At 37.3% G+C, this 13,133-nt stretch carries 14 protein-coding genes; 1 reads left to right on the forward strand and 13 read right to left on the reverse strand.

Going from position 1 to position 13,133, the window contains the following annotated elements; genetic code table 11:
• Positions 1 to 7 precede the first annotated feature (7 nt).
• Positions 8 to 646, reverse strand: a complete 639-nt coding sequence (locus tag MHB74_RS21495; protein WP_000536334.1) for a class I SAM-dependent DNA methyltransferase — start codon at positions 644 to 646, stop codon at positions 8 to 10.
• A gap of 136 nt (positions 647 to 782) precedes the next feature.
• Here MHB74_RS21495 and MHB74_RS21500 point away from each other — a divergent pair, with 136 nt between their 5' ends.
• The gene (locus MHB74_RS21500) at positions 783 to 998 is read left to right on the forward strand and encodes a YrzA family protein (RefSeq protein WP_000010984.1); all 216 of its coding nucleotides are present in this window, start codon (positions 783 to 785) and stop codon (positions 996 to 998) included.
• A 35-nt stretch (positions 999 to 1,033) separates the two neighbouring features.
• Here MHB74_RS21500 and MHB74_RS21505 read toward each other — a convergent pair whose 3' ends face one another.
• The 12 genes from MHB74_RS21505 to alaS form a co-directional block, all read right to left on the reverse strand.
• Positions 1,034 to 1,681 (reverse strand): YrrS family protein, encoded by a 648-nt coding sequence (locus tag MHB74_RS21505; RefSeq protein ID WP_061677217.1) that lies wholly within the window; start codon positions 1,679 to 1,681, stop codon positions 1,034 to 1,036.
• A 116-nt stretch (positions 1,682 to 1,797) separates the two neighbouring features.
• A complete protein-coding gene (locus MHB74_RS21510) occupies positions 1,798 to 3,552 on the reverse strand; it encodes a peptidoglycan D,D-transpeptidase FtsI family protein (protein WP_061677216.1) in 1,755 nt (584 codons plus the stop codon).
• Positions 3,553 to 3,644: 92 nt separating this feature from the next.
• Entirely contained in the window at positions 3,645 to 4,121 is a 477-nt protein-coding gene (gene greA, locus MHB74_RS21515) for a transcription elongation factor GreA (protein WP_000179964.1), read from the reverse strand.
• A 278-nt stretch (positions 4,122 to 4,399) separates the two neighbouring features.
• Positions 4,400 to 5,038: a uridine kinase gene (gene udk, locus MHB74_RS21520; RefSeq protein WP_000537082.1), complete on the reverse strand. Its 639-nt coding sequence runs from the start codon at positions 5,036 to 5,038 to the stop codon at positions 4,400 to 4,402.
• Positions 5,039 to 5,055: 17 nt separating this feature from the next.
• Positions 5,056 to 6,336, reverse strand: a complete 1,281-nt coding sequence (locus MHB74_RS21525) for a peptidase U32 family protein (protein ID WP_061677215.1) — start codon at positions 6,334 to 6,336, stop codon at positions 5,056 to 5,058.
• Positions 6,337 to 6,354: 18 nt separating this feature from the next.
• On the reverse strand, positions 6,355 to 7,284 hold the full coding sequence (locus MHB74_RS21530) for a peptidase U32 family protein (RefSeq protein ID WP_061677214.1): 930 nt from the start codon (positions 7,282 to 7,284) through the stop codon (positions 6,355 to 6,357).
• Between the two features lie 7 nt (positions 7,285 to 7,291).
• The gene (locus tag MHB74_RS21535) at positions 7,292 to 7,933 is read right to left on the reverse strand and encodes an O-methyltransferase (RefSeq protein WP_000389094.1); all 642 of its coding nucleotides are present in this window, start codon (positions 7,931 to 7,933) and stop codon (positions 7,292 to 7,294) included.
• 202 nt (positions 7,934 to 8,135) lie between these two features.
• Entirely contained in the window at positions 8,136 to 9,206 is a 1,071-nt protein-coding gene (gene mltG, locus MHB74_RS21540) for an endolytic transglycosylase MltG (protein WP_061677213.1), read from the reverse strand.
• A gap of 219 nt (positions 9,207 to 9,425) precedes the next feature.
• Positions 9,426 to 9,704 (reverse strand): DUF1292 domain-containing protein, encoded by a 279-nt coding sequence (locus MHB74_RS21545; RefSeq protein ID WP_000392245.1) that lies wholly within the window; start codon positions 9,702 to 9,704, stop codon positions 9,426 to 9,428.
• Positions 9,705 to 9,716: 12 nt separating this feature from the next.
• Entirely contained in the window at positions 9,717 to 10,130 is a 414-nt protein-coding gene (gene ruvX / locus MHB74_RS21550; RefSeq protein ID WP_061677211.1) for a Holliday junction resolvase RuvX, read from the reverse strand.
• Between the two features lie 3 nt (positions 10,131 to 10,133).
• Entirely contained in the window at positions 10,134 to 10,400 is a 267-nt protein-coding gene (locus MHB74_RS21555) for an IreB family regulatory phosphoprotein (protein WP_000348590.1), read from the reverse strand.
• A gap of 76 nt (positions 10,401 to 10,476) precedes the next feature.
• Positions 10,477 to 13,119 carry an alanine--tRNA ligase gene (gene alaS / locus MHB74_RS21560; protein ID WP_061677209.1) on the reverse strand — a complete coding sequence of 881 codons (2,643 nt, stop codon included), beginning with the start codon at positions 13,117 to 13,119 and terminating at the stop codon, positions 10,477 to 10,479.
• Positions 13,120 to 13,133 lie beyond the last annotated feature (14 nt).

Consider the following 13,133-nt stretch of genomic DNA (forward strand, 5'->3'; position numbering starts at 1 on the left):
CCTCTTTCTATTGCTTAGTTGCCTCCATTACCCAAACGAAATGATTTAATCTCGTAAACGTTACATGGAAGCCATTGTTTTCAAAAATAGACTGCATGACCGGAATACGTGTATAGTATTCCGTTTGCAAATCGTTTGCTAACTGATGGAAACCTCTTTGTTTTGCTGTTTCAACAGTTTTATCATATGCATCTTGATCTGCAAATATCGTATCAGCAAACACTATTTTACCACCTTTGTTTAGCAATTGACTATACTTCGCAATCGCTACATTTTTTTCATCATCTGTTAAATGATGAAATGCATAGGTGCTTACTATGGTATCAATTGAATTTGGGACTTCAAACGAAAGAAAATCACCTTCTGTAATGGAAAACTCTTGCGGTAATTTCTCTTTTGCAATCATACGCATTTCACGTGACGGTTCTATACCGTAAACTGTGCGGCCAGCAAGTAATAATTTATTTGTTAAATTACCTGTACCAACACCAAATTCTAATACATTACCAAATGACTTGTTAACTACATCCTCTAGAATGTCCTCATAACGGGCGAAAACTTCTTTATATTGTATATCTTCGCCTTGTACAAATGAGTCGTACGTATGAGCCCACTCATCAAATAAACCATTAAATTCTGTACCCATAAAAATTCCCCTTTTTCTTATCGGTTTTATCAGTATAATATGCCCTCTTTCCAAAAATGTCAATTGAAATGTACATGGTATTTCCTTCTTTTCTTTGTTACACTATAGTTGATTACATAGGAGAGGGGTCGTCTTCGTGTCATTTACCTTTGAAATGTTAGAAGATAAAGTAGAGTTTTTCGAAGCAGGAGACTTAGCTTCTTTGGAACGAAAAATTAGTGAACAAATCGATAATAATAAAGCACTTATGCTTGAAGTTCATCACATCTCGCATCAAATGGTTATGGATCCCGAAAGCAAAAGACCATATTATAGCGCGGTTGTTCATTTTAAATTAAAGAAATTACGCTAACTAAAAAAGAGAAGCTCCTAAGGAGCTTCTCTTTTTTAGTTTAGAGTTTGAACAAGTACTGGTTTCCAGCCCTCATTGTCTACCCAATCAATATTCACATAATATTTTTTGCCTGATTGTTTATCTTGTACGTTACCGTAAGCTTTATTCTTACCGTTATTTCCAATTCTATGGATAACTAATTGCTCTACTGGAACGTCAATTGCAGCTGAAATAGCTTGATTCATCTCATTCCAATCTGCTGTACCTTTTTTAAACGTCATCGCAGGTGTTGCACCTTGCTCTGTACCTACTGGCTTCCAAGAAGGTTTCGTATAAGCGTCAGTTGCCTTTGGCTGTGTTTTTTCAGCTGATACTTTCTCGTTAGCTTTCGCTTCTTCTTCAGCTTTTTTCTGTTCTTCTTCAGCCTTTTGCTTCTCTTCTTCCTGCTTCTTAGCATCTGCCTTATCTTGCTCGTTCTTCTTCGTCTCTTCTTTGCCTTTAGCTTTCTCAGCCTTATTCTCTTTCGTTGTTTGCTGAGCTACTTTTTTATCACTAGAAGACGCTTGTTCTTTTCTTTCAGGAACAAACAATTGATATGATACAATAGCTACTAATATTAATACAATTGCAATTGCAATATTTAAAACACCGTTTTGACGACGTTTTTGTTGTTTCTGTTGGAATCTAGATCCTCCTGCCATTCTTCAAACCTCCATGCAGTTTTTCATACTTGCTATTGTAACATTAAATCTAGAAAGGTTGAACATTTACAATAATATTTTCACGAAATGAAAACATTTCACTATGAATTGCAAGATTACTTTTCATTCTCTAATCGATAGATTGATTCTACGATATCTTTGAAAATAGGTGTAACTTTATTTTCACTGCTATTCGTTTCTATATCCACGACAACTAAAGCATATCTTGGATTTTCATATGGAAAATAACCTGCAAACCAACGATTCACTTTCGCCCCTTTTCCTGTTTGCGCTGTCCCAGATTTTCCGGCGACACTTAATGGTAACGACCTGAATGTGGCTCCTGTTCCTTTCTCTGTTGTTACAACGCCCCTTAATAACTCTTGTAATGTTTTCACCGCTTCATACGAAAGCTGTTTTCCACCTAATGTATGGTCTTCAAATGTATAAAAGTCCGTTCCATTTTTATATATTATTTTTTCTACAGCTTTCACTTCCATCTTTTCTCCATCCCTAGCAATCGTCGCCATCATATTTGCAATCGCTAGAGGTGATATACGTACATCTTTCTGTCCAATTGCTGTTTGCGCTACCGCCTTTTTACTATTCTTATTTCCTTCACTTCCCCAAATCGTAACCTTCTTCTCCTCTGGCATTTGCTCAAAATGAGTTGTATGAAATACAGAACCTTTCCATCCAACCTTTCCAGCGGCTCCTAACGCTGCTACGTAAGTTTCTAACACCATCTTATCCTTTTGTATTAGCTCATTACCTAACTCTGAAAATGTCCTGTTACAGCTTCTAGCAAAGCTCTCTTTAAAACTAAGTGTCCCCATCATAACTTGCGGGTGGTCTTCACCATATAAATCTTGATTACAATTAAATGTACGATTCAACACATTTTCATTTTGATCAATCACTGCTGCTGCCACTATTGTTTTAAAAACAGAACCGGGAAAATGTGGTGTTAACATTTGATTTTCAAGTGTAGTTGTATATAAACGCTCATCCTTCACCTGTGCAGATGGTTTACTGACCATCGCTAAAATTTCATTTTTCTTTACATCAAGTAATACTAGTCCTCCCTTCTTTATTTCGCTTGCTTCAACCACTTCTTCTGCTTTTTGCTGTAATCCGTTATGTAAAGTAGTTTGAATCGTCACCGGATAAAATGGATTTCCAGGCGCAGTATATTTCGCTTGTTTTCCAAAAATCGGTTCTCCTTGTCGGTCCACTTGATACAATACTTTCGCCTCTCCATCGGTCAAAAGAAATTCATCAAATGATTGCTGCAATCCTGAAATGCCAATTGGCGTTTGCCTTGAAATTCTTCTTACTTCTCCGTATCGTTTTTGAAATTCTCGTTCATTCTCCCCTACATTGCCAATTAAATGATTCATCGCGCCAGTTTGCCGTAAACGAACTTCAGCTGCTACAATACCTAATACATTTAATTGATTCACCTTCTCCATCTGCTCTCGTGCCAAGTGAAATGGACCATTTCCCCTTTGCATGATAAATGCACTTTTCTTGTCTTTCATTTGACTTTCAATCTCTTGTCTCGACACACCAATGATATGCGCAATTTTCTCTAACATGTCATTTTTTATTTGTAGAAATGGAAAAATAATCAAAACCGGATACTTTTTCTCACCTATTTCCTTACCGTTCCGATCTATAAAATGGCCTCGTCCATCATCTACCGTAACGGACTGCGTCCGTTGTGTAACACTTTTTTCAATTAAATTTATCTTACGATTTGTAAATGATTCTGTATCTATAATTTGTATTTGAATTAAACGACAAAGTAAAATAAACATGACACCTATAAAACAAATTAAAACAATTGTAATTCTCCGTTTTATTTTCATAAAAAAACACCTCGTCTATTATAGTTTAGACGGAGTGTTTCATCTTTTATACAAATAAAAAAATCACTCGCTTTTACACGAGTGATTTTTTATTATTTTACAGAGATAATCTCTACTTGCATTTCTCCACCTGGAGTTTGGATTGCTACCTTCTCACCAATTTGCTTACCTAATAAGCTTTTTGCAATTGGAGAATCGTTAGAAATTCTTCCTTCAAATGGATCTGCTTCTGCGCTACCTACGATTGTGTAAGATTCTTCATCTCCACCTGGTAACTCTTTAAATGTTACTGTTTTACCTAGTGTAACAACTGTAGATTCTTCGCCATTATCTGTGATGATAACTGCGTTACGAATCATGTTTTCTAATTGTGTAATACGTCCTTCTACGAACGCTTGCTCATCTTTCGCTGCATCGTACTCAGAGTTCTCAGAAAGATCTCCGAAGCTACGTGCAATCTTAATGCGCTCTACAACCTCTTTACGTTTTACCGTTTTTAAATCTTCAAGTTCGTTCTCTAGCTTTTGCTTACCCTCTTGCGTCATAGGGTATGTTTTTTCTGTTGCCATATTTTCCACTCCTTTTATATACCAATCCCCCGAAAAAAAGAGGAGTTCCATATGAAAACTCCCCCACTTATATGTATAGCGGAGGTTTCTAGCACGCCTGTACTAGCGGAGTTGTCACATACAACCCCGTATTCCCAATTCTTCTTTATATAAAGAAGATATGTATGGAAAGTTGATATAAATATGCCCTCACCTATATATAGATGAGGTTGCATGTTTCATTGTATTCGATAGGAAGGGAAAAAATCCCTTCCTATCGTATATCTTTTACTATGCTATTACAAATTTACTTTTTGTTCAAGAATTGTTGCAATTTTTGTCACCATAATATCAATTGCAACATGGTTTTGTCCACCTTCAGGGATAATAATATCCGCAAATTTCTTAGAAGGCTCAATAAATTGATTGTGCATTGGACGTACAACACTTACGTATTGATCAATAACTGAATCCATCGTACGACCGCGCTCTTTAATATCACGCTGCATGCGGCGTAAAATACGAAGATCTGCATCTGTATCAACGAATAGCTTAATGTCCATTAACTCACAAAGACGTGGGTCTTCTAAAATAAGAATTCCTTCTAAAATGATTACATCTTTCGGCTCAACTGGAATAACTTCTTCTGAACGCGTATGCAATGTATAGTCATATACAGGCTTATCAATTTGCTCATATGCAAGCAACTGCTGTAAATGTTCAATTAACAGATCATTATCAAACGCAAGCGGATGATCATAATTTGTTTTTAAACGCTCTTCCATTGGTAAATGGCTTTGATCTTTGTAATAATAATCTTGCTCTAAGATTAAAATAGAATGACCTTTAAAATGGTCAAAAATCGCTTTCGTTACACTCGTTTTACCTGATCCCGAACCACCAGCAATTCCAATTACAACAGGCTTATTCGTCCCCATTCGACTATCACTCTTTCTTATTGAAGTATGTTTTTGCGCATCATATTATTCACATACACTGGTTGATCCACTTTGAATTTCACGATTTGCAACGGATGTCTCGCTGCATCTAATTCGTTTCCATCCTCATCCCAAATTTTCTCCACCGTCTGCGTAAAGTTTTCTATTTCTGGTCCAAAGAACTCCACTTCATGTCCTGGTTTGAAATGATTACGTTGCTCAATCGTTACGATGCCCGTTTCTTCATTATAATCTAACACTAAACCAGCGAAATCATACGTTGTTTTCTTACTATGATTTCCAAACATTTGCTCTTGATGTCCTGGAACCCCTTCAAAGAATGCGGGAGCTGTATCACGATTTGCACATTTATCAAGCTCATCTAACCATTCTTGTTTAAACTCAAAATTATCCGGATCCGCACAATACGCATCAATTACTTTACGGTATACTGTTGCTACAGTCGCTACGTAATGGATTGATTTCATACGTCCTTCAACTTTTAAGCTATCAATTCCAATTTCAATCATTTTCGGAATTGATAAAATTAAATTTAAGTCTTTTGGACTCATTGCAAAGTGAGCATCTTCTTCTTGGAATAGAGGCAACTCTTTTGCATCTTTATGTTGTGATACTGTTTGAACTAAGTCATAGTCCCAACGGCAAGATTGACAACAACCACCACGGTTAGAGTCACGTGCTGTCATATGGTTACTTAACGTACATCTGCCTGAATATGCGATACACATTGCACCATGGACGAATGCTTCAATTTCAATATCCACTTTTTCTTTAATTTCTTTCATTTCTTCATAGCTTGCTTCACGAGCTAATACAAGACGATGTAAACCTTCTTCTTTCCAATACTGTGCTGCTTTCCAGTTGGATAGTGATTGTTGTGTACTTAAATGCACTTCAACAGAAGGCGCTACACGTTTACAAGTCTCAATAATAAGCGGATCAGCAACGATAATTCCCGTCACGCCAGCTTTTTCAATCCCTTTTAAATATTCCTCTAGCCCGTCCATATTTTCATTATGTGCAAAGATATTTGTTGTTACATATATTTTTGCTCCATATTTCTTTGCAAATTCAACACCTTCTGCCATATCCTCCAGTGTAAAGTTACCTGCATTCGAACGAAGACCAAATTCTTGTCCACCTAAATATACAGCATCTGCCCCGTAATGGATAGCTACTTTTAATTTTTCTAAGTTACCCGCAGGGATTAACAGTTCAGGTTTCTTCACAATAACGCGTTTGCCATCGACTACTCGTGAAATTTCTTGTACAGTCATTTCCTACACCCTCCTCGTTTAGTAAACCGTCTCTTTAAAGAAGAATCCCGTGTCTAACGGACGATTCACTGGTTGCATTTCTTCTATCTCTTTATATAAATCGTCTTTCACGTCATAATACGCATCACGATCTTCTACACATAAATCAATTGCTTTACGATATTTCTTCGTTACCTCAATAATGTATGCAGAGCTTTTTAGTACACCATCAATTTTTAAGCTAGCGACTTCAGCATCAATTAGCTCTTCTAACTCATCGATGAAACAAATATCGTTTGGACTCATAATGTGAGTGCCATTTTCATCTTCATAAATTGGATATTTATTGTTACGCTCTGGGTCATATAGGAACATATTCTCTTCATATTTTTTCTTTTCAATGTCAAGATTACGTCCTTGGTACTCAAAGTAGTTTCCTACTAATGAACGCTTCGATTGGAACATACAAGTCATACCGTGAATTTGCACTTCAAGTTCCACTTCAGCATTTTCTTTTAATTCAACAATTTCATCTAAGCTAAGCTCACGAGCTAATACAGCACGTTTTGCTCCCCTTTGTCCCCAGTAGTTACAAGTAAACCAGTTAGTTGCTGTTGTTTCTGTATTCCAGTGCAATTGCATATTTGGCGCTACTTCTCGGACCGCCATTAATACTGCTGGATCTCCGAAAACAATTGCATCTACACTTACTTCGTTTAAAAATGCAACATAATCTGTTAATTCATCTACTTTATCATTGTGGAACATAGCGTTCATTGCTACGTATACTTTCACACCGTTCTCATGCGCAATCTTCACAGCTTGTTTCACATCTTCACGTGAAAATTCCCCCGCTAAACGTAAACCAAACTTTTGCTCACCGATCATTACCGCATCAGCTCCTGCTTTCGCAAGAGGTTCAATATCCGCCACTGCTTTTGGCGTTACTAACAATTCAGGTTTCTTCATACCTTGGTCACCCTCTCTTTTTACTAACAGCTACTCCATCACCAATTGGGAAAATCGTTGTATCATATCCTTCATGATTCATAAGCCATTCATTGTACGTCTTAATACGACGGATTAAACCACGTGTACGTCTGTTTTCAATTTTCTCTTTTGTCGTTACAAGCCCATGGTACATAACATTATCTGAAATAATTACGCCACCAGGATTTAATAACGGTTCATATAAGTCAAAAAAGCGACGATATTGTCCTTTTGCTGCATCAATAAAAATAACGTCAAATGTTCCATGTTCTTCTACTTGCTCGCCCGTTTCTAACGCATCACCGTAAATAACGGAAATACGTTCTTTAACTGGTGAACGTTCTATATATTCAAGTGCTTTTTCATATCGCTCGCGATTGCGTTCAACTGTCACAATACGAGAATTTGGAATAGCTTGCATCATACGAATACTAGAATAACCAATTGCTGTACCAAGCTCTAAAATACTTTTTGGTCCAATTAAACGTAAAAATTGCAACATAAATTCCATTCCAAGTCGATCCATAATCGGCACATGATTTTCTTTCGCATAGTCTTCCATTTCAAGAATTAATTTATCTTTCGGATCAATAAATGATAATAGGTACTCGTTAACTGCATCCTCCATAATGGTCCTCCTTATTTACATGGAGAAGTGCCTCTATGACGTCTTTTCACACATAGAATGCAATAAAAATACAAGCCATTTTCACCCTTAGCTTGTACGTCCCGTTTTGATATTAAAAACGATTCTTCTGCCAGTTTTTAACCCGATATATTTTACCACAAAAAAGAGGGATGTGCGACCTTTTTCGCTCTCCCTCCCCATTTCACTGTTTTTTCGTAATATATTTTTGCTTTAATGCATTATGCTCGTCTAATGTTTTCGCATAATACACTTCACCAGTTGGTGCAGCTAAGAAATAATAATAATCTGTTTGCGCAGGTTCTAACGCCGCCTCCACTGAATGTTTACCCGAGTTTGCGATTGGACCAACTGGCAATCCTTTCACAACATACGTATTGTATGGTGAGTTAATCTTTAAATCTTCGTATAATACACGTTGTTTATGCTTTCCAAGTGCATATAATACCGTTGGATCAGTTTGCAGTGGCATACCTTTCGCTAAACGATTGTAAAAGACACTAGAGATCTTTTGACGATCTGTAAAGCCTGTTGCCTCTTCTTCAATAAGTGAAGACAATGTTAAAAGCTGATGAACATCCCAGTTCTTCGCTTTCATTTTTGCCTCGTTTTGAACAATGATTGCATTCGTTTTCTCAAGCATTGGAATTACGATTTCTTCTAACGTCGTATCTTTTTTATAGAAAGAGTATGTCGCAGGATATAAATAACCTTCTAATGGATATTTAATATTGCTATCAAAGATTTTATCCGTTAATAACTTCGGATACTTTTGCTGCATTTTTTGAATAAATGCTTTATCGTTTAATTGACGTACAACATCATCTTTATTCCACTTTAATTCGTTTGCAACCGTTTCTGCAATTTCAGTTACTTGCGCACCTTCTTTTATCGTCACTTTATAAAGAGCTGGACGATGAACGTTACCAGATGACATTTGTTCAATCACATCTGAGGCACTCATTGAAGGATTTAATAAATATGTACCCGCTTGTAAATTTTTCGATTTAGCCTTTGTATAAAAACTAAAAACTGTACCGTTTTTCACAGCACCTTTTTCTTCTAAAATCTCACCAATTTTACTAGTAGATGACCCCTTGGGAATTTCTACTTCAATCTCTTTTTTATTCCCGCTATCAACTGGTCCTAATGCGGATGAAATATACGCATAGACTGAACCACAAACTAAAAGCAGTGCAATAATCGAAAATAAAAAAAGACGTCTACGCTTCTTTTTCACTTGATTCTCTATCAACACTCTTCCTCCTTAATTAAATTGTAGACCGCATGTATATCTTTCTATACAACACGACATAAAAACACAATAAATTTATTTATCTTTTTTAGATAGACATTTTATTTTTCTACAATCCGTCTCATTATACTACAAAGGATTGCAAGGTTTCGACAAAAAATCTTTCATTTTACATATAAAAAAAGATGGACTATATGTCGTCCATCTTTTCAGTACTTATTATTCAGCTTCTTGCTCATCAGCTAGAGTGTTGAACATTTCTTGTACCATTTCCCACTCTTCTTCAGATTCGATTGGAAGTAAACTTCCGCCCTCTTCTTCATTTTGCTCATAAGCCATTGCGTCATAAATTGGGTCTCCATCTTCGTCTACTTCACCGATTGGAGAGAAGACTACGTATGATTTTTTGCCAAATTTTTCAGCATCAAAAGTGAAAATAATTTCACATAAATGTTCGTTACCTTTTTCGTCTACAATTGTAATTTGATTTTCTTCCATTTTGGTCACCTCTTATTTACTATCTAAAAATCCTTGTAAGATTACGACTGCAGCCATCTTATCGATTACTTGCTTTCGCTTCTTACGGCTTACATCAGCTGAAATGAGCAGACGTTCCGCTGCCATCGTCGACAAACGCTCGTCCCACATTACAACGTCTAATTGTAACAGCTCTCGTAGGTTTTCTGCAAATTGTTGGCACGCTTCACCACGTGGGCCAATTGTACCATTCATATTTTTAGGTAAACCTACTACTATTTTGTCCACATTGTACTGCTTTACTAACTCAGAAATACGGTCAAAACCAAAGTTGCCTCGTTCTTCGTTAATCCTGATTGTTTCCAGTCCTTGCGCTGTCCAGCCCATTTCGTCGCTCATTGCAACTCCGACTGTTTTTGTACCTACATCTAAACCTAATATCCGCATAAACTACTCCTCACGATGATGTTTCAAGTAAGACTTCACAAGCTCTTCAATTAACTCATCACGTTCAAGCTTGCGAATGATGCTGCGTGCATCTTTATGGCGAGGTATGTATGCTGGGTCTCCACTTAATAAATAACCGACGATTTGGTTAATCGGATTATAACCTTTTTCTTGAAGTGCATCATACACAGTTAAAAGTACATCATTAACATGGACACTCTGTTTTTCATCTTGAATGCTAAACTTCATTGTTTTATCAAAACCGTCCATTTCAAGCACCTCACTTATATAGTAAGTATAGGGAGAAGAACTTCTCCTCTCCCTACCATTGTACACTACTATCTCTTTATTTTGAAACAGATTTAACGTACTCTTGTACAAATGCTAAAGCTTCCTCAACTTGCGCTGGGTTTTTACCGCCCGCTTGTGCCATATCAGGACGGCCACCACCGCCACCGCCACAGCGAGAAGCTACTTCTTTCACAAGTTTACCAGCATGGTATCCTTGGCTAATTAAATCTTTCGTTACGCCAGCTAAGATGTTTACTTTATCATCATTTACAGACGCTAATACGACAACTGCAGATTCTAATTTATTTTTTAGGTCATCCATCATCGTACGTAAGTTGTTCATATCTGCAACATTTACTTTTGCTGCTAATACGTTTACACCATCAACTGTCATTACTGAATCAGTTAAGTTTCCAGCTTCAATATTGCTTAATTTTGCTGCAAGAGATTCGTTTTCTTTTTGAAGTTGTTTTACTTCAGCAAATAAACCATCCACTCTTGTTAAAATATCTTTCGGATTTGTTTTCATTTTTCCTGCTGCTTCTTTTAATAAACCTACTTGATCGTTCATTAATTCGTATGCAGACTTACCAGTTACCGCCTCAATACGACGAGTTCCTGCACCGATACCAGACTCAGCAACGATTTTGAAAATACCGATAGAAGCTGTGTTATCAACGTGACAGCCACCGCAAAGCTCTAAGCTGTAATCGCCAACTTGTACAACGCGTACAACATCACCGTATTTTTCACCGAATAATGCCATTGCGCCCATTTCTTTCGCTTCTTCAATTGCTTTTTGAGAAATCTCAACATCAATACTTTCCCAAATTTTCTCGTTTACGATACGCTCAATTTTTTCTAATTCGTCAGCTTGTACTTGACCGAAGTGAGAGAAGTCAAAGCGTAAACGTTCAGAAGTTACAAGAGAACCCGCTTGGTTTACGTGCGTTCCAAGTACGTCTTTTAACGCTTGGTGTAGTAAGTGAGTTGCTGTATGGTTTTTCACAACGCTACTACGGTTCTTTGTATCAATGATTGCTTTCACAGCAGCATCTTTCGTTAATGTACCTTCTTCAACAACAACTTTGTGCAAGTTTTGGCCGTTTGGTGCTTTTTGTACGTCTTTTACAAGAACTTTCACGCCGTCAGCAAGAAGGTAACCACGGTCTGCAATTTGTCCACCGCTCTCAGCATAGAATGGTGTTACATCAAGCATTAATTGTCCTTCTTCGCCAGCTTGTAAGCTGTCTGTGTATTCGCCGTTTTTCACAAGTGCAACAACGTTACTTTCTGTTGCAACTGTACCGTAACCAACGAACTCACTCGCTACTTTCACTTCTCCAAGGACACCGCCTTGAACTTGCATAGAGTCAACGTCTTGACGAGCAGCACGTGCGCGCTCACGTTGTTTTTCCATTTCATTTTCAAAGCCTTCTTGATCAACTGTCATACCAGCTTCTTCTGCATATTCTTCTGTTAATTCAATAGGGAAACCGTATGTGTCATATAGACGGAACGCATCTACTCCAGAAATAACAGTTGTTTTTTCTTCTTTTGCTTTTGCGATAACTTCAGCTAAAATTGCTTCACCATCATGAAGTGTTTCGTGGAAACGCTCTTCTTCGTTTTTCACAACTTTTGCGATGAAATCTTTCTTCTCAAGTACTTCTGGGTAGAAGTCTTTCATTACTTCTCCAACAACCGGCACTAATTCAAACATGAATGGACGGTTGATATTTAATTTCTTCGAATAACGAACAGCGCGGCGTAATAAACGACGTAATACATAACCACGGCCTTCGTTAGATGGAAGAGCACCGTCACCAACAGCAAATGTTACTGTACGGATATGGTCAGCAATTACTTTAAACGCCATATCTTTTTCTAAGTCACCATTACGATACTTCTCACCAGAGATTGATTCTGTTGCACCAATCATCGGCATGAATAAGTCTGTGTCAAAGTTTGTAGGTACATCTTGAACGATAGATGTCATACGCTCTAGACCCATCCCTGTATCGATGTTCTTCTTAGGGAGTGGTGTATATGAACCATCTGGATTATGGTTAAATTGAGAGAATACAAGGTTCCATACTTCTAAGTAACGCTCATTTTCTCCGCCTGGATATAATTCTGGGTCACTAAAGTCATTACCGTAAGCTTCTCCGCGGTCATAGAAAATCTCTGTATTCGGTCCACTTGGTCCTTCACCGATATCCCAGAAGTTTTCTTCTAAACGGATGATGCGCTCTTTTGGAACACCCATTTTCTCATTCCAAATTGTGAATGCTTCTTCATCTTCTGGATGGATTGTAACTGAAAGTAATTCTTTATCGAATCCGATCCATTTGTCGCTCGTTAAGAACTCCCAAGCCCAAGTAATTGCTTCTTCTTTAAAGTAATCACCGATTGAGAAGTTCCCTAACATTTCAAAGAATGTATGGTGACGAGCTGTTTTCCCTACGTTTTCAATATCGTTTGTACGAATTGATTTTTGAGCATTTGTAATACGTGGATTTTGCGGGATTACACGTCCATCAAAATATTTTTTTAACGTTGCTACACCACTGTTAATCCATAAAAGAGATGGATCCTCATGTGGAACTAGTGATGCACTAGGTTCTACTGCATGTCCTTTTTCTTGGAAAAAGTCTAAAAACATTTGACGAATTTGTGCGCCTGTTAGTTGTTTCATTGTATTTTCCTCCT

The sequence above is a fragment of the Bacillus sp. FSL K6-0069 genome, from assembly GCF_038007785.1.
Lineage (GTDB): Bacteria > Bacillota > Bacilli > Bacillales > Bacillaceae_G > Bacillus_A > Bacillus_A mobilis.

Coding starts and splice junctions, on each gene's coding strand:
- MHB74_RS21495 (WP_000536334.1), bottom strand. CDS start 646: ATGGGTACAGAATTTAATGGTTTATTTGATGAGTGGGCTCATACGTAC.
- MHB74_RS21505 (WP_061677217.1), bottom strand. CDS start 1,681: ATGGCAGGAGGATCTAGATTCCAACAGAAACAACAAAAACGTCGTCAA.
- MHB74_RS21510 (WP_061677216.1), bottom strand. CDS start 3,552: ATGAAAATAAAACGGAGAATTACAATTGTTTTAATTTGTTTTATAGGT.
- greA (WP_000179964.1), bottom strand. CDS start 4,121: ATGGCAACAGAAAAAACATACCCTATGACGCAAGAGGGTAAGCAAAAG.
- udk (WP_000537082.1), bottom strand. CDS start 5,038: ATGGGGACGAATAAGCCTGTTGTAATTGGAATTGCTGGTGGTTCGGGA.
- MHB74_RS21525 (WP_061677215.1), bottom strand. CDS start 6,336: ATGACTGTACAAGAAATTTCACGAGTAGTCGATGGCAAACGCGTTATT.
- MHB74_RS21530 (WP_061677214.1), bottom strand. CDS start 7,284: ATGAAGAAACCTGAATTGTTAGTAACGCCAAAAGCAGTGGCGGATATT.
- MHB74_RS21535 (WP_000389094.1), bottom strand. CDS start 7,933: ATGGAGGATGCAGTTAACGAGTACCTATTATCATTTATTGATCCGAAA.
- MHB74_RS21545 (WP_000392245.1), bottom strand. CDS start 9,704: ATGGAAGAAAATCAAATTACAATTGTAGACGAAAAAGGTAACGAACAT.
- ruvX (WP_061677211.1), bottom strand. CDS start 10,130: ATGCGGATATTAGGTTTAGATGTAGGTACAAAAACAGTCGGAGTTGCA.
- MHB74_RS21555 (WP_000348590.1), bottom strand. CDS start 10,400: ATGGACGGTTTTGATAAAACAATGAAGTTTAGCATTCAAGATGAAAAA.
- alaS (WP_061677209.1), bottom strand. CDS start 13,119: ATGAAACAACTAACAGGCGCACAAATTCGTCAAATGTTTTTAGACTTT.